Source organism: Aeromonas ichthyocola, assembly GCF_046087985.1.
GTDB lineage: Bacteria > Pseudomonadota > Gammaproteobacteria > Enterobacterales > Aeromonadaceae > Aeromonas > Aeromonas rivipollensis.
In genome coordinates this window covers 635,421-659,015 of the sequence record NZ_JBJSWH010000003.1, presented here as the reverse complement: position 1 = coordinate 659,015, position 23,595 = coordinate 635,421, and the positions used below count along the sequence as shown (strand labels likewise).

Genomic DNA, 23,595 nt, shown 5'->3' with positions numbered 1-23,595 from the left:
CGTCCAAGGAGTCCAAGATGATAGATTTGTACACTGCTGCTACGCCCAATGGGTTCAAGGTGTCGATCGCCCTCGAGGAGCTGGGCTTGCCTTACAAGGTGATCCCGCTGGATTTCTCGACCATGGAGCAGAAGAAGCCCGAGTTTCTGGCCATCAACCCCAATGGCCGCATCCCTGCCATCGTCGATCGGGATAACGGTGACTTCGCCGTGTTCGAATCCGGCGCCATCCTGCTCTATCTGGCGGAAAAAACCGGCAAGCTGCTGCCGCAAGATCCCAAGCGCCGCTCCCAGGCCATCCAGTGGCTGATGTTCCAGATGGGCGGCGTCGGCCCCATGATGGGGCAGGCCAACGTCTTCTACCGCTACTTCCCAGAGAAGATTCCGGCGGCCATAGAGCGTTACCAGAAGGAGGGGCGCCGTCTGTTCGAAGTGCTCGACGGACACCTGGCGCACCATGAGTACCTGGCCGACGAGTACAGCATCTCCGACATCGCCACCTGGCCCTGGGTGCGGATCTATGACTGGAGCGGCATCTCCATCGAGGGCCTGCCGTATCTGCAGGCCTGGATGGCGCGCATGGAGGCCAAACCCGCCTGCCAGAAGGGCATCACCATACCGCCGCGCAACGAAAGCCCCGAGGATCAGGTCAAGCGGGCGCAACAGATGGTGACCCGCTAGCATGATGACGATGGCCCGATGACGGGCCATCTCTTTTTATGATCGCCGCCCCATTGCCTGCCCTTCACGCCTGCTGGGCCTCTCACCTGCTCACCCCTTTCCCGCTGTAAATAAGCCATTTATCAAATATGGAAAGTCATTCATTCCGATTAATTGCTATGTTATAACGAAACCTTTCGGTTGGTAATCATTATCGTTTGGATGGAATGGATGACAAAAATACACAGCTGTTCGGGATGGTGCGCATTGGCACTGCTGGTGGGGATGAATGCCGCTCACGGCAAGCCGCTGGCCATGGTGGGGCCCTGGGAGATCCACAGTGTCGACCCTGCCAGCAACGGGGTCTTCTTTACCCGCATGCAGGTGGCGGAGACCCTGGTCGAGGTCGACGGCCAGGGCAATCTGCAACCCGGACTCGCCAGCCAGTGGTCAAACTCCGGGGATGGTTTGCAATGGCGATTCACCCTGCGCCCCGGGGCCCGCTTTCACGATGGCAGCGAGGTGAGCGCCGAGCAGGCCGCCTTTGCCCTGCAGCAGGCCTGGCGCAAACCCGGCGTCATGACCAGCGCCCCCATAGCGTCCATTGAGGCCCGCGAGGGGGCTCTGCTGGTCACCCTCACCGAACCCTTCGCCCCCTTGGCTGCCGTGCTGGCTCACCCCAGCACCCAGATCCTGGCGAAGGAGGCCTATGATGCCAGGGGGGAGGTGATCCAGGTCATCGGCTCAGGCCCCTATCGCATCACCCGGTTGCAGCAGCCCCAGCGAGTCGAAACCGAGCGCTTCGATGGCTGGCAGGGCCCCCAGCCTGCCATCTCGCAGGTGAGCTACCTGACGGTGGGCCGTGCCGAGAGCCGCACCCTGATGGCCGAGAGCGGTCAGGCAGACATCGCCTGGGGGCTGGATCCGGTCAGCATCCGCCGGTTGCAGCAGGCGCCCCGGGTCGCCATCGCCTCCGTCACCCTGCCGCGCACCATACAGCTCAAGCTCAATGGGGCCGATCCTCTTCTGAAGGATCCAGCGGTGCGCCGCGCCCTCAGTCTCGCCATCGATCGCCGTGGCATGGCTGCGGCCCTGCTGCGGGATCCCGAGATGGCGGCGACCCAGCTCTTCCCTCCCACCCTGGGGGAGTGGCATCAACCCGGGCTGACCCTGCTCGCCTATGACGTCAAGGCAGCTCAGGTGGCCTTGGCGGCGGCAGGCTGGCTGTTGGGGGCGGATGGCGTGCTGCACAAGGGGGAGGAGCGTTTCGTCCTGACCCTGCGCACCTTCCCGGATCGCCCGGAATTGCCCCTGCTGGCCACGGCACTGCAGGCGCAGTGGAAGGCGGTGGGGGTGGATCTCAAGGTAGCGGTGGGCAACTCGAGCGAGATCCCGGCCGGTCATCAGGATGGCTCGCTCCAGCTCGGTCTCTATGCCCGCAACTATGCCCTGGTGCCGGATCCCCTGGTCACCCTGTTGGGGGACCTGGCGCCTGCCGGTGCCGACTGGGGGGTGATGAACTGGCAATCCCCTGCCATGGAGCAAACACTGGCCCGCCTTGGCAAGGAGACCCTGCCCGCCGGGGAGGCCGCGGCACTGCGCCGTGACATCGCCACCACCCTGCAGCAGGAGTTGCCCCTCCTGCCCATCGCCTGGTATCGCCAGAGCGCGGCAGTCAGCCGTGAGTTGAAGGGCTTTGAGCTGGATCCCCAGGAGCGCAGCTACCGTCTGGACAAACTGACATGGAGCGCACAATGACAGCGACGCCCTTCTCCGCCGTCATGGGGATCCTGGGTCAGCGGCTGGTGCAGGCGCTGATGGTGGCCCTGCTGGTGGCCGGGCTCTGCTTTCTGATGGTGCAGTCCCTGCCCGGGGACATCGCCTTTCGCATTGCCGCAGGCCGCTACGGTTATGACTATGTCACCGCCGAGGCCGCCAATGCGGTGCGCAGCGAGCTGGGGCTGGCCGGTTCGGCCCTCTCCCGCTTCGGTGACTGGCTGGGGGCCCTGCTGCAGGGGGATCTCGGCAGCTCCCTGGTGACGGGGGCGCCTGTGGCAAGCGAGGTGGGCCACCACCTGGGGGCCACCCTGTCCCTGGCGGTGGCCGCCGTGGCCCTGGCCCTGGTGGTGGCGCTACCGCTCGGCAGCCTGAGCGCCCTGCGTCCGGGGGCATGGTGCGATCGCCTGACCCTGGGCTGGAGCGTGCTGATGCGTGCGCTGCCCCCCTTCCTGCTCGGCCTGGTGCTCATGATGCTGCTCTCGGTGGAGTTGGGCTGGGTCAGCGCCGCCGGTCACGGGGAGGGGAGCAACCTGCTGCTGCCCGCCCTCACCCTGGGGCTGGGGCTCTCGGGGGTACTCTCCCGGGTGGTGCGCGAGAGCGTGCTCACAGTGGTGCAGTCCGGCTATTACCGCTTCGCCCTGACCAAGGGGCTCTCGCCCGCCCGGGTCTTCAGGCGTCACGGCCTGCGCAACACCGGGGTCAGCGTCATCGCCTACACAGGGGTTCAGCTGGTGCTGCTGATCGAAGGAGTAGTGGTGGTGGAGAGCCTGTTCGCCTGGCCCGGCATCGGCCATGCCCTGGTGCACGCCATCTTCTGGCGCGACATCCCCATGGTGCAGGGAACCGTGCTGGTGCTGGCGGCGCTCTTCGTGCTGCTCAATACCCTGACGGATCTGCTCTGTCTCGCCATCGATCCCCGCGGTCACAAGGAGTCCTGATCATGTCTTTCTCTGTCAAGGCGGGAGCAAGCCTGCTCCTGCTGGTGGTGCTGTTTGCCCTGCTGGGCCCAATGCTCTGGCCTGACCCCGCCGCCCAGGATCTGGTGCAGTTCCTGGCCGACCCCTCCTGGCAGGAGCCGCTCGGGCGCGATCAGATGGGCCGCAGCCTGATGGCGCGGCTCGCGGCGGCGACTCGGCTCTCCTTGCTGCTGGGGATGCTGTGCGTCATCACCGCAGCCCTGCTGGGATCCTTGCTGGGCTGGCTATCCGCCTGGCGCGGTGGCTGGGTTGACGGCCTGCTGCGTAGCCTGGCCGACGGCGTGCTGGCTCTGCCGAGCCTGCTGTTGGTGCTGCTCTTCTCCGCCATGGCCCAGGGGGGCTTCGCCATCCTCTATCTCGGGCTGGCCATGGCCCAGTGGGTGGAGTACTACCGGGTGGTGCGGGCCCGCAGCCGGGCGTTGCTTGCCTCGCCCCAGGTGGAGGCGTCCCGCCTGCTGGGCTTTGGCAACGCCCACATAGTGCGCCGTCACCTCTGGCCCGAGCTGGCCCCCCAGTTGCTGACCATGATGGCCTTTGGCCTCGCCGGGGCCATCCTGACCCTCTCGACCCTGGGCTTCGTCGGTGTGGGCATTCAGCCGCCCACCCCGGAGCTTGGCCTGATGATGACGGAGGCGCTGCCCCACTATCAGGAGGCGCCCCGCCTGTTGCTGGCCCCCATCCTGGTGATGGGAATGATGCTGCTGGCCCTGGTGCTGCTCAATCAGAAGGGCACTCTTCACACCCCATCCCCACAAGGAATCACCCCATGACGACCATTCATATCAAGGGCCTGCAGGTGGATGACGGCCGGCAGACCCTGTTGCAGGCGCTGGATCTCACCCTGCTCCCCGGCTCCGCTTTGACCCTGATTGGGGAGAGCGGCTCTGGCAAATCCCTGCTGGCCCACGCCCTGATGGGGACCCTGCCCGCCCCCCTGCGCGGCCGGGGTGAGATGGCGATGGGCGGCCGGCGCCACAGCCTGGCGGACCCCCAGGCCCTGCGCACCCTCTGGGGGCGGGAGCTGGCCATGCTGCCCCAGGAGCCGGTGCTGGCGCTGGACCCCACCATGGGGCTGCTGCCCCAGGTGGAGGAGGGCTGGCTGGCGGGAGGCAAGGAGGCGCGCTCGCGGGCGCGGGACGCCCTGGCGCGGCTGGGGCTCGCCGGGCGGGAGCGCCACTTCCCGCACCAGCTCTCCGGGGGCATGGCCCAGCGCGCCGCCTTTGCCGCCGCCACCCTGGGGCAGGCCCGTTTGCTCATCGCCGACGAGCCCACCAAGGGGCTCGACAGCCGGGCCAGCGCCAGGCTGCAAACATTGCTGCAGGGCTATCTGACCGAGGGGCGCCACCTGCTGACCATCACCCATGATCTCTCCCTGGCCCGGGCGCTGGGAGGCTGGGTGCTGGTGGTCAAGGGGGGTGAGATAGTGGAGCAGGGGCCCGCCGAGCAGGTGCTGCACACGCCTTCCCATGCCTACAGCCGCGCCCTGCTGGCGGCAGAGCCGTCCGCCTGGCCCGAGGCCGTGCATCCCCCGACCGGCGACTGGCTGCTCAGGGGGGAGGGGCTCGCCATGGGGTATGGCGAACAGACCCTGTTCGAGGGGCTGGATCTGCCACTGGCACAAGGGGAGCGGCTCGCCATCATGGCGCCGAGCGGCGCGGGCAAGAGCACCCTCGGCAATGTGCTGCTGGGGTTGCAGCGCCCGCTGGGAGGGCGGGTATTGCGCCAGGGGGGCATAGCCCCCCACCGCTGGCAGAAGCTCTATCAGGATCCGGTGCAGGCCTTCGCCAGCCGGGTGCGCCTCGCCACCCAGTTTGACGATCTGCTGCGCCTGCATCGGCTGCCCCGCCAGTCCATCACCGACTATCTGGCGCGGCTCGGCCTCGATGAGCGGCTGCTGAGCCGGCTGCCTAGCCAGGTGTCCGGGGGGGAACTGCAACGGCTGTCGCTGATCCGCGCCCTGTTGCTGCGCCCCGTGCTGCTGTTTGCCGATGAGCCCAGCTCCCGGCTCGATCCCTTGAGCCAGCAGCAGACCATCGCCTGCCTGCTAGGGGCGCTGGGGGAGATAGGCTGCGCCCTGCTGCTGGTGACCCATGACGAGGCGCTGGCAGGCAGGGTGGCAGGGCGCTGCCTGCGACTGGGGGCGGCAGGCACACCCGAGCAGGTGCTGGCGCCAGCCGAGTTGAGGCGGGTGGGCTAAGGGGAGCGAGGCGCCGAAGCACAGGCACCCGCTCCCTTTCGATGTCGCTTCGACGGGGCCGCTGGCCCCGTCACATTAGAAAAACTTGGGAAAGCAGATTATAAAGATTCGTTCGTTTTTTGTGACATGAATCACTAAGATCACCGCAAGCCAAAGAGCGTCCTGCTCCTGGCGGGTGCGGGTCCTCCGCCTTGCGTTTCACCTTTGATCGACCCTGTTTATTGGATCCCCTCTGCGGTTTTCTGCCAGAGGCGGGCAGCTTTTCGATGATTTTTCGGGACTGAGATATGTATCGGCACAGTTTTTATCCGCTGTTTTTCCTGACCATTCTGATGGTCGCCGTGGGCCAGATGACCCAGACCCTCTATGTGCCCTCCATTCCCATGATGGCGGGGGACTTTCATGTGGCCTCCGGCCAGTTGCAGGCGGTGATGGCCTGCTACCTGATCCCGTACGGCCTCTCCCAGTTCGTCTACGGTCCGCTGTCTGATCGCATCGGCCGCCGCCCCGTGCTGCTTATCGGCATGATGGTGTTTCTGGTGGGCACCCTGACCATTCAGCTGATCCCGCACTTTGCCGCCCTGCTGGCCGGCAGCTTCATCCAGGGGCTGGGCACGGGGGCCGGTGGCGCCATGAGCCGGACAGTGATGCGGGATCGCTACAGCGGCGCCGAGCTCAACCGCGCCAACAGCCTGGTGAGCATGGGGGTGATCTTCTCCCCATTGCTGGCCCCCGTGCTGGGGGGCTGGCTGACCGAGCTGTTCAACTGGCGCGCCGGCTACTGGTTCCTGTTCGGCTTCGGGGCCCTGACTACCTTGGCCCTGCTGGCCTGGTTTGGCGAGACACTGCCGGCGAGCGCCCGTCAGCAGCCACTGCGGGTCGGCGCCGCCTACCGCCACGTGCTCGGCAACCCGCGCTTCCAGGGCAACCTGCTCTGCCTGATGGCGACCTTCGCGGGACTTGCGGTATTCGAGGCGGCGGCCGGGGTGCTGCTCGGCGACGTGCTCAAACTGAGCGCGCGTACCGTAAGCGTCTTGTTCGTGCTGCCGCTGCCCGGCTATCTGTTCGGCGCCTGGCTCTCCGCCCGCTTGAGCTTCCGGCTGAGCCAGGGCAAGCTGATGCGCCTTGGCATCGCCTTCCTGGGGCTGGGGGCCCTCATCATACTGGTGCCCGGCCTGTTCGGGCTGGTGAGTGCAGCCTCTCTGGTGGGCGGCGCGGCTGTCTACTTCATCGGCAGCGGCATCCTCTACCCGACCGCCACCTCCTGCGCCATCGAGCCCTTCCCGGGTCAGGCGGGCACCGCAGGGGCCATCCTGGGGGGCATGCAGAACCTGGGGGCGGGTGTCGTGACCCTGCTGGCCGCCAGCTTCCCCATGGAGGGGCAGCTGACTCTGGGGGCCATCATGGTGGTGATGGTGCTGATCGTGGCCTTGAGCTTCCTCTGGCTGCGCCACCATGGCTCCCCCCACGAGCAGATGGCCGTCTGAGTGCATCGAAGATAGGTGAAGAGCCCGCCCTCGTCGGCGGGCTTTTTATTGCCTTGTGCCTGAAGGGGGAGGGTCGCCCGCCGGTTTTGCGGCGGGCCCCACCTTCCGCCATGGCGGGTCAGGAGAGCTGGAGCCAGCGTCCGTCGGCGGCGTGGCTGGCCAGGCTGGTCTCGATGAAGCGCATGCCCGCCACCCCGTCTTCCACAGTGGTGAGGGCCAGGCTCTCGGGGGGCGGCGCCTCCCCGGCCGCCAGGGCGTGGATCTGCAAGGCCGCGTCCGTATAGAGCTGGGCGAAGGCCTCCAGATAGCCCTCGGGATGACCGGCGGGCACCCGGCTGGCGTGGCGCGCCGCCGCGCTCTCTACCCGGCCCCGGGTCAGCCGCTGGCTGGTGCCGCTAATGGGGGTAAGCCAGAGCTCATTGGGTGCCTCCTGGCGGAAGATCAGGCTGGCCTTGTCGCCATAGAGGCGGATCTGCAGCCGGTTCTCCTCGCCGCTGGCGACCTGGCTGGCGTTGAGCGATCCGCGCATCCCCTGGGAGTAGCGCAACCAGACCTGCAGATGATCGTCCACCTGCCGCCCCGGCACGAAGCTGTGCAGTTCGGCAGCGATCTCATTTGGCAACTGCCCGGTGATGAAGGTCGCCAGCTGGTAGGCGTGGGTGCCGATGTCGCCGAGGCAACCGGCTCGCCCGGCGCGGGCAGGGTCGGCCCGCCAGTCCGCCTGCTTGTTCTGACCCGGGGGGATGGGGTTGGCGAGCCAGTCCTGCAGGTATTCCACCTGAACGTAGCGCAGCTCACCCAGGGCGCCGGCGGCGACCAGCTCGCGGGCGTGGCGCACCATGGGGTAGCCCGAATAGGTGTGGGTCAGGGCAAACAGCCGCCGCCGCTGGCGGGCGAGGCGGGCGAGTTCCTCTCCCTCCGCCAGGGTCAGCGCCAGCGGCTTGTCGCAGATAACGTGGATGCCGGCTTCGAGAAAGGCGCGCGCCACCGGGGCGTGCAGGTGGTTGGGGGTGGTGATGGCCACCACCTCTATGCCGTCGGACCTTGCCGCCTCGGCTTGGGCCATCCTGGCGTAATCCTCGTAGGCGCGGGCCGGATCCAGCCCGAGGGCGAGGGCGCTTGAGCGGGCATTGGCGGGATCGGCGGAGAGGGCGGCGGCGAGCAGCTCATAGTGATCGTCCATACGGGCTGCCAGTCGATGCACGGCGCCGATGAAGGCTCCCTGGCCACCGCCGACCATGCCCAGACGCAGTCGTCTCTTCATTTTTTCTCTCCCATCTTGCCGCCCGAACTGCCGCTCACGCTATCGTCGAGCCCAAGCAGGCTTCTGACCGCCTCCCGTGCCAGGCCGCTGCCGGCGAAGTCATCGAAGGGGCGCTCGGCGACCCGGATAATATGATTGCGAATGAAGTCGGCCCCCTCGGCGGCGCCATCCTCCGGGTGCTTGAGGGCGCACTCCCACTCCAGCACGGCCCAGCCGGGGTAGTCGTACTGGGCGAGCTTGCTGAAGATGGCGCCAAAGTCTATCTGCCCATCCCCCAGGGAGCGAAAGCGCCCCGCCCGCCCGAGCCAGGGGGCGTAGCCCCCATAGACCCCCTGGCGCCCTGAGGGCCTGAACTCGGCATCCTTCACGTGAAAGGCGCGCACCCGCTCGTGATAGAGGTCGAGGAAGGCGAGGTAATCGAGCTGCTGCAGCAGCATGTGGCTGGGATCGTAGAGCACGTTGACGCGGGGATGATCGCCGGTCGCCTCGAGGAAACGCTCCAGCGTGGCGCCATCGAACAAGTCCTCCCCCGGGTGCAGCTCGTAGCAGACGTCCACTCCGGCCTCGTCAAAGGCATTGAGCAGGGGGAGCCAGCGCCTGGCCAGCTCGGCGAAGGCCTCCTCGACGAGGCCGACGGGCCGCTGGGGCCAGGGGTAGAGATAGGGCCAGGCGAGGGCGCCGGAGAAGGTGACGTGGGCCTTGAGGCCAAGCCTTCGGGAGGCGAGGGCGGCCGCCTTGAGCTGCTCGCCGGCCCACGCGGTGCGGGCGGCGGGCTTGCCGCGCACCGCCGGGGGGGCGAAGCCATCGAACAGGCTGTCATAGGCGGGGTGGACCGCCAGCAGCTGGCCTTGCAGGTGGGTGGAGAGCTCTGTGATGACCAGCCCCCGCTCGGCCAGCAGGCCGCTTATCTCGTCGCAATAGTCCTGGCTGGCCGCCGCCCGGGTCAGATCGAACAGGCGCGGGTCCGTCGGCAGTTGCAGGCCGCGAAAGCCGAGGCCGGCGGCCCAGTCCGCCAGGCCGGTGAGGGTATCGAATGGCGGCTTGTCCCCCATGAACTGGGCGAGGAAGATGGCCGGTCCCTTGATGGTCTTCATGGGCACTCCTGAATAAAGGCAGTTAACCCCCTCCCGGCCTCCCCCTTCACAAGGAGGAAGAGTAAAAACTCCCTCCCCTGCGAAGGGGAGGCTTGGGGTGGGGTCTGGGCTCCCGTGAAGGGGAGGCCGGGGTTCTCACATATGACAGCCTTAGAACGGGGAGTCGGGGAAGTAGAACTCCTTGGCCGTCTGCGGGGTGATCAGCACCGAGGGGATGATGGTGTTGGCCGGCAGGCGTTCGCCCTTGAGGCGAGCCTCTGCGGTGAGCATGATGGCGTCATACATGAACTTGGGGGAGTAGGAGACGTTGGCCTGGATGCGGGGGTCGCTGCCCTCCATCAGTGTCTTGATCGCCCCCTTGGCCCCGGCGCCGCCAAACACCAGCTTGATGTCGGTACGCTTGGCCTGATCGATGGCCTTGAGCACCCCCACCGCCATGTCGTCATCGGCGGCCCAGACGGCATCGATATGCTTGAAGCGGGTCAGGAAGTCCTGCATCACCTTGAAGGCATCATCCCGGTTCCAGTTGCCATATTTGGCATCGAGGATCTTGATGCCGCCGTGCTGCTTCATCACGCCGGTGAAGGCGTCGAAGCGCTCGTTGTCCAGGGTGGTCGGAATGCCGCGCAGGGCGACTATGTCTCCCTTGCCGTTGAGGGTCTTGGCGATGAACTCGGCGGGCAGCTTGCCGAAGGCGGTGTTGTCCCCGGCCACATAGGCATCCTGGGCGCTGGTGTCCGTCAGCCCCCGGTCCACCACGGTGACATAGACCCCCTTCTGCTTGACCTGGGCGACCGGCTTGGTCAGGGAGGCTGACTCGAACGGGAAGATGACTAGCGTATCCATCTTGTTGACCGTCAGCAGATCCTGCAGCTGGTTGGCCTGTTCAGGGGCATTGGCGGCGGTCTTGACGATCACCTTGAGATCGGGATGGGCCTTCTCCAGATCCTCCTTGGCCTTGTTGGCCCACCAGACGATGCCGGCGGTGAAGCTGTGGGTCGCGGTCGGGATGGAGACCCCCAGGGTCATCTTCTCGGCTGCCGAGGCGCTGCCGGCAGCGATCATCAGGGCGCAGGCGCCCAGGGTGTGTAGCGTTAAGTTGTGTAGCATCTTATTCATCTTGATAGCCTCTTGACTGTTGGGCTGCTGCCCGTTCCTTGTCGCAGGCGAGGGGAGACCCCGCCACTGGTGTCATTGCCGTTTCTTCGCTTTCGTCTTCCTGTCCACAACAGCCTCAACGCCTGTGTTGCATGAAGGCAACCATGATGATCACTATGCCCTGCACGGCGGCATTGAGGTAAACACTGATGATGCTGGTCAGATTGAGGATATTGCTGATGACCGACAGCAGTATGGCGCCCACCAGGGTGCCGAAGATGCGCCCCTCTCCCCCCTTGAGGGAGGTGCCCCCCACCACCACGGCGGCGATGGCCTCCAGCTCCCACAAGAGCCCTGTGGTGGGAGTGGCGGATCCCAGACGCGGCACATAGAGCAGGGTGGCAATGCCGACGCAGAGTCCGAGCAGCGCATAGGTGAGCAGCTTGACCCTATCGACCCGGATGGCGGCATAGCGCGCCACCTGCTCGTTGGAGCCGATGGCCTGCACATGGCGGCCGAAGGCGGTGCGGTTGAGCAGCAGCCCCCCCGCCAGTGCCACCAGCAGCAGGACCCAGACCGGGATGGGCACCCCCAGCAGGCTGCCGTAATAGACGGGGCTGTAGCTATCACTGAGGGCATCGTCCAGGGTCAGGGCGCCGCCATCGGCCAGATAGGTCAGGACGGCCCGAAAGATGCCGAGGGTGCCCAGGGTGACGATAAAGGGCTCAATCCTGCCTTTGGTAATGAGCAGGCCGTGACCGGCGCCAAACAGCAGGCCGAGCAGCAGGGCCAGCCCTATGCCGAGCACAACCACCAGCAAAGGGGCATCCGCCAGCACACCGGCGCCGAGCCGGTTCATGATGAGGATCATGGCCCCGGCGATCAGGGCGGCCATGGCGCCGACCGAGAGATCGATGCCGCCGGACATGATAACGAAGGTCATGCCCACCGCTATGATGCCGATGAAGGCGGTGCGGGTCAGCACGTTGAGCAGGTTGTCCAGGGTGGCGAAGTCGGGGTTGAGCAGGGCGCCGAGCAGGCACAGCAGGATCAGCCCCAGCAGCGGGCCAGTCGCCGATAGCAGGGAGAGCAACCGCTCTTTGCGGGTGTCAGTGGGTACCGGTTGCATAGGCGATCAACTCCTCTTCGGTCAGATGATGGGCGGGCAGCACCGCCTGGAGGCGGCCGGCCCGCAGCACGGCGACTCTGTGGCACAGGCCGATCAGCTCGATCAGCTCGCTCGAGATGACGATGACGGCACGCCCCTCGGCGGCCAGTCGCTGGATCAGGAAATAGATGTCACGTTTGGCGCCCACATCCACCCCCCGGGTGGGCTCGTCGAGGACGATGACCCTGGGGTCCGGGTGCAGGAACTTGGCGAGGGCCAGTTTTTGCTGATTGCCCCCCGACATCATGCGGGCCCGGGCCGAGTGGGAGCCGGCCTTGATGCCGAAATCGGCAATGGCCCGGGTGAGGGCCGTCTGCTCGGCCTCCTTGTCCAGCCAGGGGTGGGCATAGCGCGCCAGCGTCATCAGGGTGAGGTTCTCGGCCAGCCCGAGGTCGATGTGCAGCCCCTTACCCTTGCGATCCTCCGGCAGATAGGTGAGCCCCTGGTGCATGGCGGCGAGCGGACTGTCGATGCGCACGGCCTTGCCCGCCAGCTGGATGCGGCCCCCCTTGCGCTCGCGCAAGCCGAGGATGGCCTCGAAGGCCTCGGTGCGACCGGCCCCCACCAGTCCGGCGAAGCCATAGATCTCGCCGCTGCGCACCTCGAAATCGAGACTATCCACCCAGCCGGTGACGCAGAGCCCGCTCACCGCGAGGGCTATCTCGGTGCCCTCCGGCGGCGGCAGCCTGGGGGGGAACATGTCCGACATCTCGCGTCCCACCATGAGGTTGGCCATCTGCTGGCGGCTGAAGGACGCCGTCTCCCCCCGGCTGACGAAGCGACCGTCGCGCATGACCACCACCTCGTCGGTGATCTGCTTGACCTCGTCCAGCTTGTGGGAGATGTAGATGATGGTGGTGCCCTGGGCCTTGAGCCTGGCGATGAGGGCGAACAGCCGCGCCGTCTCCCCCGGGGTCAGGGTGGCGGTCGGCTCATCCATGATCAGCAGGCGGGCCTGGCGTGACAGCGCCTTGGCGATCTCCACCAGCTGCTTCTCCGCGACGATAAGCTGCCGCACCTTGGTGGCAGGGGCGCGTTGCAACCCGACCAGCTCCAGATAGTGCTGGGCCCGGCTGGCCATGGTGGCCTCGTCCAGCAGGCAGCCCCGTTTCAGCTCATGGCCGAGGAAGAGGTTCTGGGTCAGGGTGAGGTGCTCGGCCAGGTTGAGCTCTTGATGAATGAGCACTATGCCTGCCTGTTCCGCCTCCCGGGAGGAGTGCCAGCTGCGCGCCTCGCCATCGATGCGGATCACACCGGCGCTGATGGACTCGTAACCGGCAAGGATCTTCATCAGGGTGGATTTGCCCGCGCCATTCTCCCCCAGCAGGCCGTAGACCCGCCCCGGCACCAGGCTGAAGTCGACCCCGTGCAGCACCCGGATGGGGCCGAAGTCCTTGCAGACGCCGCTAAATTCGACACTGAGACTCATCAGCTTCTCCTTTGATGCTTATCTCGCGCTGTCTGCCGATGGGGGCGTGCATCAGGCGCTGGCTCTGCTGACGAGCCGATGGGGGAGCAGGCGCCCGATCAGCGGGGTGTCGGGGGCGTTCAGGCGCTGCAGCAGCAGCTGGGCGGCCTCGGCACCTAGCTCCTCCATGGGTTGCGCCATTGTGGTGAGCGGCGGATTGAGCTGGGCGGCCATGGGTATGTCATCGAAACCCATGATGGCGATGTCGTCCGGGATGCGCAGCCCCGCCTCCTGCAAGCGGTGCATCAGGCCTATGGCCAGCGCATCGGCGACGGCGAAGATGGCGGTGGGGCGCTGCGGGCAGTCGAGCAGTTGCTGCGCCGCCTCGGCCCCGGCCAGGAAGCTGAGGCTGGTGACCCGGATATTCCACTCATCCGCCAGCGCGAGGCCAGCTTCTGCCAGGGCCTGGCGGACCCCGGCCTCCCGCTGGCGGGCATAGAGGTAGGCGGGATCCGCGCCTATGAGCGCGATGCGGCTGTGGCCCCGGTTCAGCAGATAGCGGACTGCCTCCGCCGCCGCTCCCTGGTTATCTATGCCCACGTAGGGAACCGGCATGGCGGGGTCAAACTCGCAGCAGGCAATCCAGGGCAGCGCGTTGATCTCCTGGCTCAGTCCCTGCTGGATGGAGTCGGGATCCAGGCAGATGGCGCCGTCGGCTCTGTGGGTGCGCAGCAGCTCGAAGGCCGAGCGTTCCCGGCCCGGATCGGCGCCAGTGTCGCACAGCAGCACGAAGTAGCCGTGCTGGCGGGCTACCCTGTCTATGCCGCGCACTATCTCGATGTAGAAGGGGTTGCCGAGGTCGGGCACCATGATGAGCAGCAGCCAGCTTCTGGCGGTGCGCAGGCTGTTGGCCAGCTGATTGACGCGATAGCCGAGCTCCTCGACGGCGCGGTTGACCTTGGCCTGGGTCTTGCCGGTGACGCCCTCCTGATGGTTCAGCACCCTTGACACGGTGGCGACCGACACCCCGGCCCGCGCCGCGACGGCGGCCATGGAGACGGGATTGACGGGGGCGGGGGAGCGGCTCATTCCAGCTTCCTGTGGTTGAAATGTAATCGATTACATTTTTAGGTGACACAGGGACAGTTCGCAAGGTGAAAGTAACAAAAAAATAACAACCTGATATCGCATTGATATTGTGCGTATTTTTAATGGCGATTTTGCTGCGAAGGGGGTTGAGTGGGGAGCCCGAATAAAAAAGCCCGTCATATCAATGACGGGCTTTTGCACTAGGTACCCCGGAGATGCCGTTGCCGGTTTGGGCCCTTGAACCGTGAGTTCAAGGCGGAGTCCTAAACTGGCCGCAGGCTTCTCGGTCGGGCCGAGCATGCGCAATAGTCAGAAGATAGAACTCCTGTTGGGTATGATTATCGGCTCGGGGACTTGAACCGGCTGACGCACACCCCAGGGAATTTTAAAACGGGTCGCGCTTAGGGCTTAAGGCCCTCATCGCTGGAATCACCATATTGTCCGTGCTCGATCAAGGCCGCTTCTATGGTGCGCTGCAGCATCTTGATCCGCTTGTCCATGGTCTCAGAGTATTGGTGGTTCTTGTCTTTTTCAAGGCAGAGCTCATGACAGAAATTGAGCGCCGCCATGATGGCAAGCTGTTCATTGCTGGAGACCTTGGAGCGTTGACGCAGCTCGATAAGCTTGTCACTCAGCTGGTCGGCGGCCTGGCGCAGGGCATCCTGTTGTCCCAAGGGACAGGATACCTTGTAGGGACGTCCCAAAATGACGATTTCTACGGCCTCTATGCTCATGCCTTCCTCAATACGGCGGGGCTGATTCCCGCCTTTATCCACGTGGACAACTGGGCGGGACTATATAGCGCAGATGCAGAAGTTTCAAGGCCTTGCTGGCTCTGGGAGGGGGAGAATGCTAGGATCTCGGCCATAATTTTTGCATATTTGCCTGAACTTTGAGCGGATCTTCGATGAGCAAAACGAACCCCCTGAAATACGCAGCCGTGGCCGACCTGATGGAGCAGCACGAGCTGATGGCGACGGCTGTCGAGGCCCATGGCGTGATCTGCGGCCTGGTGTGCGGTGGCGTGGTACTGGATGACAAGAGCTGGCTGCCCCCTTTCAACGATCTGATCAACGATGGTTTCGGCCTTCCGGCGCCGGTGCGCCAGGTGATGACAGATCTCTATCAGGGTGTCATCGAGAGCCTGATGGCGCAAAAAGGGGTCGAGCTGCTGCTGCCAAGCGACGAGGCGCCCCTCGACGAGCGCATCGATGCCCTGGTGGACTGGTCCCAGGCCTTCCTGGCCGGTTTCGGCGTGGTGCAGCAGGAGCTCTCCAAGGCCTCCGAGGAGCTGCAGGAGATGATCCAGGACATCGCCAGCATCACCCAGGTCTCCGCGGAGTTCGATCAGGAGGATGACGAGAACGAAGCCTCCTTCCTGGTGCTCTACGAACACGTGCGCCTCGGGGTCATGATGGCGTTCGAGGAGTTTGGCAAGCGCCCGGATACCCCGAGCGCCCCGCCGACCCTGCATTGAATACCGGAAGAGTCCCCACACTGACATAGAAAAGAGCGCCTGATGGCGCTCTTTTTACGTGACGGCTCTGCCCGGGGGGAGGGGGCGCTCGGCGCCGTCTTGCGGGCCAACTGACGGTGCCAAATCGGTTTTTTGCCCGTGGCCTCGCATCCCGCCCCCCGGCTTTGTGATAGCATTGGCCCACGTTTTTAGCCTATGCCCTCTTCTCATGTCTCATTCTGATCCGGTTCACGTCGACGTGGCTATCGTCGGCGGTGGTATGAGCGGCGCCGTGCTGGCCCTCTCCCTCGCCGCCCTGAAAGGGCCGAGCGGTGCCCCCCTGCAGATCCTGCTGCTGGAGGCGAGCGCCCCCGAACTTCATCGCCATCCCGGCTTCGATGCCCGCGCCATCGCACTCTCCGCCGGCACCTGCGAGGCGCTGGCCCGTCACGGGCTCTGGTCCCGTTTTGCCCCTCACTGCGCCCCCATCACCCATATCCATGTCTCGGATCGGGGCCACTGCGGCCAGACCCGGCTCACGGCGGCGCAGTTTGGTCTGCCCGCCCTCGGCCAGGTGATCGAACTCTCTGCCGCCGGCATAGAGCTGCAGCAGGCAATGGACGCCACCGCGAACATCAGGCTGCGCTGTCCGGCCCAGCTTTCGACCATAGCGCCACAGGAGGAGGGGGTGACCCTGACCCTCGCCAGCGGCGAGCGCTATCAGACCCGGCTGCTGGTGGCGGCCGATGGGGGCAACTCCTTCGTGCGCCAGCACTTCAAGCTACCGGTCAGTCGCCATGACTATGAGCAGAGCGCCATCATCGCCACGGTCAAGACCGCCGAGGATCCCTCCGGCCGGGCCTTCGAGCGTTTCACCGAAGGGGGCCCGCTGGCGCTGCTGCCCATGCAGGAGGGGCTCTCCTCCCTGGTGTGGAGCGTCGAACGGGGCGAGGCGCAGGCCCTGATGGCGCTGGATGACGCCGCCTTTCTGGCCCGCCTGCAGCAGGCCTTCGGCTGGCGGCTCGGGCGCTTCGTGCGCACCGGGGCGCGTCACCTCTACCCCCTGGTGCTGACAGTGGCCGACTATCCCCTGGCCCAGCGCACCGTGCTGGTGGGCAATGCCGCCCATCTGCTGCACCCCATCGCCGGCCAGGGCTTCAATCTCGGCATGCGCGATCTGGACTTGCTCACCCAGGCGGTGGCCCGGGCCCTCGCGGCCGGGGAGGATATCGGCAGTTTCGAGGTGCTGAGCGCTTACTGGCAGCGGCGCAAGGGAGATCAGGAGCAGACCATCTGGCTCACCTCCTCCCTGGCCCAGCTCTTCTCCAACGGTCATGCGCCCCTGGTGGCCGGCCGCAATCTGGCGCTCTCCCTGATGGGGCGACTGCCCTGGCTGCAGGCGCCGCTCGCCTCCCGCACCCTGGGGTTCGTCGCCGACCTGTGTCGTAAATAAGGTGTGCCGAGAAGAGGCCGCAGCGGACAACTTGATGAGGGGATGCCAGCGGGCGTCCCCCTGCTGATCCCGGCGATCAGCCACGAAAGGATAGAGATGATGCAGATGCAAAATGTGGATGTGGTGATTGTGGGGGGCGGCATGGTGGGCCTTGGGCTCGCCGCCGCCCTCAAGAACAGCGCGCTCAAGGTCGCCATCGTCGAGGGGCAGTTGCCCGACACCGGGCTCGGGGAGGCACCGGACAACAGGGTCAGCGCCCTGAGCCTCGCCAGCCAGCGCATCTTGCAGGGGGTCGGTGCCTGGGACGGGATAGTGGCGCGGCGCCTGCAACCCTACGACAGCATGGAGGTGTGGGAGCAGGACAGCTTCGGCCATATCGGCTTTGATGCCGCCAGTCTGCGCCAACCGGCACTCGGCCACATAGTCGAAAACCGGGTCATCCAGCTGGCGCTGCTCGATGCCATTGCGGGGGCGAGCAACATCAGCCTGCTCACCCCGGCCCGGGCCCAGAGCCTGCAAGTGAGCGATGCAGGAGCCCTGTTGCTGCTGGAAGATGGCCGCGCCCTCTCGGCTAAAGTGGTGGTGGCCGCCGACGGTGCCCACTCCTGGGTGCGCCGCCAGGCCGACATCCCACTCACCAGCTGGGACTACGGCCACCACGCCCTGGTGGCGACGGTGCGCAGTGCCGAGCCCCACGAGGCGGTGGCCCGCCAGATCTTCACCCCCGACGGCCCGCTCGCCTTCCTGCCCCTGTGGCAACCCGACCTCTGCTCCATCGTCTGGTCGGTGCCCGCCGTGCGGGCCGAGGCGCTGTGCGCCCTGGATGACGAAGGGTTCAATCGCCAGCTCACCGCCGCCTTTGATGGGCGGCTGGGACTGTGCAAGGTGGAGGGGGCCCGCAGCGCCATCCCGCTCACCGCCCGCTACGCCCGGGACTTTGCCCGCGAGCGGCTGGTGCTGGTGGGGGATGCGGCCCATACCATACACCCGCTGGCGGGGCAGGGGGTCAACCTGGGCCTGCTGGATGCGGCGGCCCTGGCCGAGCAGCTCCTCAAGAGCCAGAGCTCGGGGGCGGATATAGGCCTGCTGGCCAACCTGCGCGGCTATGAGCGCTGGCGCAAGAGCGAGGCTGCCCGCATGTTGGCGGCGATGGAAGGGCTCAAGCGGCTATTTGGTGGCAGCCACCCCCTCAAGAAGCTGGTGCGCGGGGTGGGGCTGCGGGCCGTCGATGGTCTGGCGCCGCTCAAACAGGGGGTTATTCGGGCGGCCATGGGGTTAGAGGGTGAGCTGCCCGCCCTGGCCAAGGGTGAAAAAATCTAATCTTACTCCCGGGTTTTGACAATAAAACTAATCTGACAAGGCTGAATGCCCCTCCGGGGTGTCAGCCTTTAATGTTGGCGGGAAGCGAAACGTTTTTCTGTAAATTGTGACGTAACGGTAAAAATCAACATTAAATCTCGCGCATGCCGGGTTTGTACTGTTTTTATCACTGTTTTTGTCTTAGTGTCTGGTGTCAGTTTGTCGGGGCGGTATTAGTTTTTTTTGAGCGGCACCCAGGCGCTCTTGTCATATAATCCGCACCGTTCAAGGAATCACTCCTGCCCCACGGGTGGGAACGAGCACAGACCTTGCGGTCCGCCCTCCCGCTGTGCTGGGGAGCCGGAGCGGATTGCGAGCGTTGTCGCGAACGCTTAAGGAAACACAGCGATGATCCAGACTACTGTACTGCATCCCAAACACCTGGAAGCTGGCGCCAAGATGGTGGACTTCCACGGTTGGGAAATGCCCATCAACTACGGCTCCCAGCTGGAAGAGCACCACGCGGTGCGCAGCGATGCGGGCATGTTCGATGTCTCCCACATGACCATAGTCGACCTGACCGGCGAGCGGGTCAAAGCCTTCCTGCAACACCTGCTGGCCAACGACGTGGCCAAGCTCACCGTCCCCGGCAAGGCCCTCTACAGCGGCATGCTCAACCCGGAAGGCGGCGTCATCGATGACCTCATCACCTATTTCCTGACCGATACCTTCTACCGCCTGGTGGTGAACTCCGCCACCCGCGAGAAGGATCTGGCCTGGATCCGTCACCACGCCATCGACTTTGGGGTGAGCGTGACCGAGCGCCCGGAGCTTGCCATGATCGCGGTGCAGGGCCCCAACGCCAAGGCCAAGGCGGCCAAGGTGTTCACCCCCGAGCAAAATGCGGCTGTCGAAGGCATGAAGCCCTTCTTCGGTGTGCAGGCCGGTGATCTCTTCATCGCCACCACAGGCTATACCGGCGAAGAGGGCTACGAAATCGTGGTCCCCCAGGAGAAGGCGTGCGATCTGTGGCAGGCCCTGCTGGACAACGGCGTGGCCCCCTGCGGCCTCGGCGCCCGTGACACCCTGCGCCTGGAAGCGGGCATGAACCTCTACGGCCAGGACATGGACGAGTCAATCTCCCCCCTGGCCGCCAACATGGCCTGGACCCTGGCCTGGGAGCCTGCCTCCCGCGAGTTTATCGGTCGCGCCGCCCTGGAAGACCAGAAGGCCGCCGGCACTAGCCCTAAGCTGGTGGGTCTGGTGATGATCGATAAAGGGGTGCTGCGTGCCGGCATGCCGGTCACCTTCACCACAGCAAGCGGCGAGACTCGGGAGGGGGTGATCACCTCCGGCTCCTTCTCCCCCACCCTGGGCTACAGCATCGCCCTGGCGCGGGTGCCCCGCGACATCGGCGCCGAGGCCCAGGTGGAGATCCGCAAGAAGCTGGTCACCGTCAAAGTCACCAAGCCGGCCTTCGTGCGCAACGGCCAGCCCCTGGTGTAATCATTGATTGCGGCGAAGGGTGTCCCTTCGCCGACCCCATTTTGTTGAAGCGATCCAAGAGCATAAAGGAAGCACAAATGAGCCATATCCCGAGCGAACTGAAATATGCCACCTCCCACGAGTGGGTCCGTGTTGAAGCCAACGGCGAGGCCGTGATCGGTATCACCGAGCACGCCCAGGATCTGCTGGGTGACATGGTGTTCGTCGATCTGCCGGAAGTGGGCAAGCAGGTGAGTGCCGGCGAAGATTGCGCCGTGGCCGAGTCGGTGAAAGCCGCCTCCGACATCTACAGCCCGGTGAGCGGCGAGATCCTGGCCATCAACGAAGAGCTGGAAGGCAGCCCCGAGCTGGTCAACTCCGACCCCTACGGTGCCGGCTGGCTGTTCCGCATCAAGCTGGATGACGCGGGCGAGCTCGCCAACCTGCTGGATGCCGAAGGCTACCAGAACGTGGTGGACGAAGAGTAATGCCCCCGGGCCCTGCCAACACAGCAGGGCCCCTTTGTATGACCGCCTGCCGGGCACACGCCAGCCGGTGGAAGGGTGAAGTCGCCCGCGCCTGCCGTTTGCCAGCCTGGCCTCGCCAGGGGGCAAGCAGGCAGCTCCGCCACAAGGCGATCCCCTGTCGATGCTGTCGCAGCATCCGGCGCCGCACCCTGTCTGCGGGGCCCAGAACATGAGTGGAGTCGGTATCCGCCGACGATCAGGAACATCAGGTCTTGGTTATCAGGATTTCATACCAGGACTTATTACCAGGAAATAGGGAAATGACCCAGTCACTGTTTGAACTCGAGCAAAAAACCGATTTCATCCGTCGCCACATAGGCCCGGGTGAGGAAGAAGTGCGGGCCCTGCTCGCCACCGTGGGCGCCGAGAGCCTGGACGATCTGATTGAGCAGACTGTCCCTGCCGCCATCCGCCGCCTGGGCCCGCTCGGTATCGGCGCCCCCATGACCGAAGTGGAAGCCCTGGCCAAGCTCAAGGGCTATGCGGCCAAGAACCAGATCGCCAAGAGCTACATCGGCATGGGCTATCACGACACCCACGTGCCCCACGTCATCTTGCGCAACGTGCTGGAAAACCCGGGCTGGTACACCGCCTACACCCCCTATCAGCCGGAGCTGGCCCAGGGCCGTCTCGAGGCGCTGCTCAACTTCCAGCAGCTCACCCTGGACTTGACCGGCATGGATCTGGCGAGCGCCTCCCTGCTCGATGAAGCCACCGCCGCTGCCGAAGCCATGGCGCTCGCCAAGCGCATGGCCAAGTCCAAGTCCAATCTCTTCTTCGTGGCCGACGACGTTCACCCCCAGGTGATCGACGTGGTCAAGGAGCGCGCCGTTCACTTCGGTTTCGACGTGGCCGTGGGCCCCGCCTGTGACGCTGTGAGCGAGGAGGTGTTCGGTGCCATGTTCCAGTACCCGTCCACCACAGGTCAGGTGACCGATCTGCGCTCCCTGATCGCCGCCGTCCAGGCCCAGAAGGGACTGGCCTGCGTCGGTACCGACATGCTCTCCCTGCTGCTGCTCAAATCCCCGGGTGAACTGGGGGCCGACGTGGTGTTCGGCTCTGCCCAGCGCTTCGGCGTGCCCATGGGCTACGGTGGTCCCCACGCTGCCTTCTTCGCCACCCGCGATGCCTACAAGCGCTCCATGCCGGGCCGCATCATAGGCGTCTCCAAGGATGCCCGTGGCAAGAGTGCCCTGCGCATGGCGATGCAGACCCGCGAGCAGCATATCCGCCGCGAGAAGGCGAACTCCAACATCTGTACCGCCCAGGTACTGCTGGCCAACATGGCGAGCTTCTACGCCGTCTACCACGGCCCTGTGGGGCTGAAAACCATCGCCTCCCGCGTCCATCGTCTGACCAGCATCCTGGCGCTGGGGCTCACCGCCAAGGGGCTGACCCTCAAGCACGATAGCTGGTTCGACACCCTCACAGTGCTGACCGCGGGCAAATCCGAGCTGATCGCCAAGGCCGAAGGGCTGGGCATCAACCTGCGCGCCGATCTGGACGGTGCTGTCGGTGTGTCCCTCTCCGAGACCACCACCCGCGATGACGTGGCCGAGCTGTTCGACCTCTTCCTGGGGCAAGGCCATAGCCTGGATGTCGCGGCCCTGGATGCCAAGGCCCAGGCTCACCACGGCATCCCGCAGGATCTGCTGCGCACCGACGCCGTGCTGACCCACGAGGTGTTCAACAAGTACCACTCCGAGACCGAGATGCTGCGCTACATCCACCGTCTCGAAGCCAAGGATCTGGCCCTGAACTACGCCATGATCTCCCTGGGCTCCTGCACCATGAAGCTCAACGCCACCGCCGAGATGATCCCGGTGACCTGGCCCGAGTTTGGCAAGCTGCACCCCTTCGCCCCGCTGGCCCAGACCCAGGGTTACCAGCTGCTGCTGGCAGACCTCGAAGACTGGCTGGTGAAGGTGACAGGTTATGACGCTGTCTGCATGCAGCCGAACTCCGGCGCTCAGGGGGAATACGCGGGCCTCTTGGCCATCAAGAAGTACCACGAGTCCCGCGGCGAAGGGCATCGCGATGTCTGTCTCATCCCGGCATCGGCCCACGGCACCAACCCGGCCTCCGCCCAGATGGCGGGCCTCAAGGTCATCGTCACCGCCTGCGACAAGTTCGGTAACGTCGATCTCGACGATCTGCGTGCCAAGGCCGCCGAGGTGGGGGAGAAGCTTAGCTGCCTGATGGTGACCTACCCCTCCACCCACGGGGTGTACGAGGAGACCATCAAGGAGGTGTGTGACATCGTTCACCAATATGGCGGTCAGGTGTACCTGGACGGCGCCAATATGAACGCCCAGGTGGGCCTCACTGCACCGGGCTTTATCGGCGCTGACGTGTCGCACCTCAACCTGCACAAGACCTTCGCCATTCCCCATGGCGGTGGCGGCCCGGGCATGGGCCCCATAGGCGTGAAGCAGCACCTGGCACCCTTCGTGGCCGGTCATGCCGTGGTCAAGACCGACAAGGAGAGCCGTGACAACGGCGCCGTCTCGGCGGCACCCTTCGGTTCGGCCAGCATTTTGCCCATCAGCTGGATGTACATCGCCATGCTGGGGGACGAGGGGCTGAAAAAATCCACCCAGGTCGCCATCCTCAACGCCAACTACCTGGCCAAGAAGCTGGGGGAATCCTTCCCCGTGCTCTATACCGGGCGCAACGGCCGGGTGGCTCACGAGTGCATCCTGGACATACGCCCGCTCAAAGAGGCCTCCGGCATCAGCGAGATGGACGTGGCCAAGCGCCTGATGGACTACGGCTTCCACGCGCCGACCATGAGCTTCCCGGTGGCGGGTACCCTGATGGTCGAGCCGACCGAATCCGAATCCAAGCGCGAGCTGGATCGCTTCGTGGAAGCCATGACCGCCATCCGCGCCGAGATAGCCCGGGTGCAGGACGGCCACTGGAGCCTGACCGACAACCCCCTGGTCAATGCGCCGCACACCCAGGATGACGTCATGGACGAGCAGTGGAGTCGCGGCTACACCCGCGCCGAAGCCGTCTTCCCGTCAGACGCCGTGCGCGCCAGCAAGCTGTGGCCCTCGGTCAACCGCATCGACGACGTCTACGGTGATCGCAACCTGTTCTGCTCCTGCGTCCCGACCGAGGATTACGCCAAGTAATCGCGGCGCCCGGAAGGG

General features: G+C 65.4%; 19 protein-coding genes and 1 other RNA gene. 12 read left to right on the top strand and 8 right to left on the bottom strand.

The annotated features are described in order from the left end of the window. The first annotated feature begins 17 nt into the window (after window positions 1-17). The 6 genes from ACF2JD_RS11895 (at window position 18) to emrD (ending at window position 7,099) form a co-directional block, all read left to right on the top strand. Complete coding sequence (locus ACF2JD_RS11895; protein WP_411669729.1) at window positions 18-680, top strand: glutathione S-transferase family protein; 663 nt, start codon at window positions 18-20, stop codon at window positions 678-680. Window positions 681-926: 246 nt separating this feature from the next. After that, on the top strand, window positions 927-2,417 hold the full coding sequence (locus ACF2JD_RS11890) for an ABC transporter substrate-binding protein (protein WP_440987475.1): 1,491 nt from the start codon (window positions 927-929) through the stop codon (window positions 2,415-2,417). Next, complete coding sequence (locus tag ACF2JD_RS11885; RefSeq protein ID WP_440987474.1) at window positions 2,414-3,376, top strand: ABC transporter permease subunit; 963 nt, start codon at window positions 2,414-2,416, stop codon at window positions 3,374-3,376. Before ACF2JD_RS11890 ends, ACF2JD_RS11885 begins: the two co-directional genes overlap by 4 nt. A gap of 2 nt (window positions 3,377-3,378) precedes the next feature. Then, window positions 3,379-4,185 carry an ABC transporter permease gene (locus ACF2JD_RS11880; protein WP_408847517.1) on the top strand — a complete coding sequence of 269 codons (807 nt, stop codon included), beginning with the start codon at window positions 3,379-3,381 and terminating at the stop codon, window positions 4,183-4,185. After that, window positions 4,182-5,612 (top strand): ATP-binding cassette domain-containing protein, encoded by a 1,431-nt coding sequence (locus ACF2JD_RS11875; protein WP_440987473.1) that lies wholly within the window; start codon window positions 4,182-4,184, stop codon window positions 5,610-5,612. The genes ACF2JD_RS11880 and ACF2JD_RS11875 overlap by 4 nt, the downstream gene beginning before the upstream one ends. 287 nt (window positions 5,613-5,899) lie before the next feature. After that, window positions 5,900-7,099 (top strand): multidrug efflux MFS transporter EmrD, encoded by a 1,200-nt coding sequence (gene emrD / locus ACF2JD_RS11870; RefSeq protein WP_111913213.1) that lies wholly within the window; start codon window positions 5,900-5,902, stop codon window positions 7,097-7,099. A 118-nt stretch (window positions 7,100-7,217) separates the two neighbouring features. Here the strand turns inward: emrD and ACF2JD_RS11865 are convergent, their stop codons facing one another. From ACF2JD_RS11865 to zapA, 8 genes are all read right to left on the bottom strand, one after another. Next, window positions 7,218-8,363, bottom strand: a complete 1,146-nt coding sequence (locus ACF2JD_RS11865) for a Gfo/Idh/MocA family protein (RefSeq protein WP_440987472.1) — start codon at window positions 8,361-8,363, stop codon at window positions 7,218-7,220. Continuing rightward, window positions 8,360-9,457, bottom strand: a complete 1,098-nt coding sequence (locus ACF2JD_RS11860; protein ID WP_440987471.1) for a TIM barrel protein — start codon at window positions 9,455-9,457, stop codon at window positions 8,360-8,362. The genes ACF2JD_RS11865 and ACF2JD_RS11860 overlap by 4 nt, the downstream gene beginning before the upstream one ends. A gap of 150 nt (window positions 9,458-9,607) precedes the next feature. Beyond that, entirely contained in the window at window positions 9,608-10,576 is a 969-nt protein-coding gene (locus ACF2JD_RS11855) for a substrate-binding domain-containing protein (protein WP_303808074.1), read from the bottom strand. A gap of 115 nt (window positions 10,577-10,691) precedes the next feature. Next, window positions 10,692-11,684 (bottom strand): ABC transporter permease, encoded by a 993-nt coding sequence (locus ACF2JD_RS11850; protein WP_262110699.1) that lies wholly within the window; start codon window positions 11,682-11,684, stop codon window positions 10,692-10,694. After that, a complete protein-coding gene (locus tag ACF2JD_RS11845; protein ID WP_440987470.1) occupies window positions 11,665-13,152 on the bottom strand; it encodes an ATP-binding cassette domain-containing protein in 1,488 nt (495 codons plus the stop codon). The genes ACF2JD_RS11850 and ACF2JD_RS11845 overlap by 20 nt, the downstream gene beginning before the upstream one ends. A 51-nt stretch (window positions 13,153-13,203) precedes the next feature. Next, the gene (locus tag ACF2JD_RS11840) at window positions 13,204-14,220 is read right to left on the bottom strand and encodes a substrate-binding domain-containing protein (protein WP_440987469.1); all 1,017 of its coding nucleotides are present in this window, start codon (window positions 14,218-14,220) and stop codon (window positions 13,204-13,206) included. A 202-nt stretch (window positions 14,221-14,422) separates the two neighbouring features. Next, a non-coding RNA gene (ssrS, locus tag ACF2JD_RS11835) (6S RNA) lies at window positions 14,423-14,605 on the bottom strand. A gap of 16 nt (window positions 14,606-14,621) precedes the next feature. Beyond that, window positions 14,622-14,954 carry a cell division protein ZapA gene (gene zapA / locus ACF2JD_RS11830; RefSeq protein ID WP_025327271.1) on the bottom strand — a complete coding sequence of 111 codons (333 nt, stop codon included), beginning with the start codon at window positions 14,952-14,954 and terminating at the stop codon, window positions 14,622-14,624. 173 nt (window positions 14,955-15,127) lie between these two features. On the opposite strand from zapA, the gene ACF2JD_RS11825 reads away from it, so the two are divergent. The 6 genes from ACF2JD_RS11825 (at window position 15,128) to gcvP (ending at window position 23,577) form a co-directional block, all read left to right on the top strand. Beyond that, on the top strand, window positions 15,128-15,697 hold the full coding sequence (locus ACF2JD_RS11825) for a UPF0149 family protein (protein ID WP_106886558.1): 570 nt from the start codon (window positions 15,128-15,130) through the stop codon (window positions 15,695-15,697). Window positions 15,698-15,905: 208 nt separating this feature from the next. After that, window positions 15,906-17,129, top strand: a complete 1,224-nt coding sequence (gene ubiH / locus ACF2JD_RS11820) for a 2-octaprenyl-6-methoxyphenyl hydroxylase (RefSeq protein WP_440987468.1) — start codon at window positions 15,906-15,908, stop codon at window positions 17,127-17,129. Between the two features lie 99 nt (window positions 17,130-17,228). After that, window positions 17,229-18,449 carry an FAD-dependent 2-octaprenylphenol hydroxylase gene (locus tag ACF2JD_RS11815; protein WP_440987524.1) on the top strand — a complete coding sequence of 407 codons (1,221 nt, stop codon included), beginning with the start codon at window positions 17,229-17,231 and terminating at the stop codon, window positions 18,447-18,449. A gap of 387 nt (window positions 18,450-18,836) precedes the next feature. Further along, complete coding sequence (gene gcvT, locus ACF2JD_RS11810; RefSeq protein WP_440987467.1) at window positions 18,837-19,934, top strand: glycine cleavage system aminomethyltransferase GcvT; 1,098 nt, start codon at window positions 18,837-18,839, stop codon at window positions 19,932-19,934. 77 nt (window positions 19,935-20,011) lie between these two features. Next, window positions 20,012-20,401: a glycine cleavage system protein GcvH gene (gcvH, locus tag ACF2JD_RS11805; protein ID WP_025327266.1), complete on the top strand. Its 390-nt coding sequence runs from the start codon at window positions 20,012-20,014 to the stop codon at window positions 20,399-20,401. A gap of 299 nt (window positions 20,402-20,700) precedes the next feature. Beyond that, window positions 20,701-23,577 (top strand): aminomethyl-transferring glycine dehydrogenase, encoded by a 2,877-nt coding sequence (gcvP, locus tag ACF2JD_RS11800; RefSeq protein WP_440987466.1) that lies wholly within the window; start codon window positions 20,701-20,703, stop codon window positions 23,575-23,577. Window positions 23,578-23,595 lie beyond the last annotated feature (18 nt).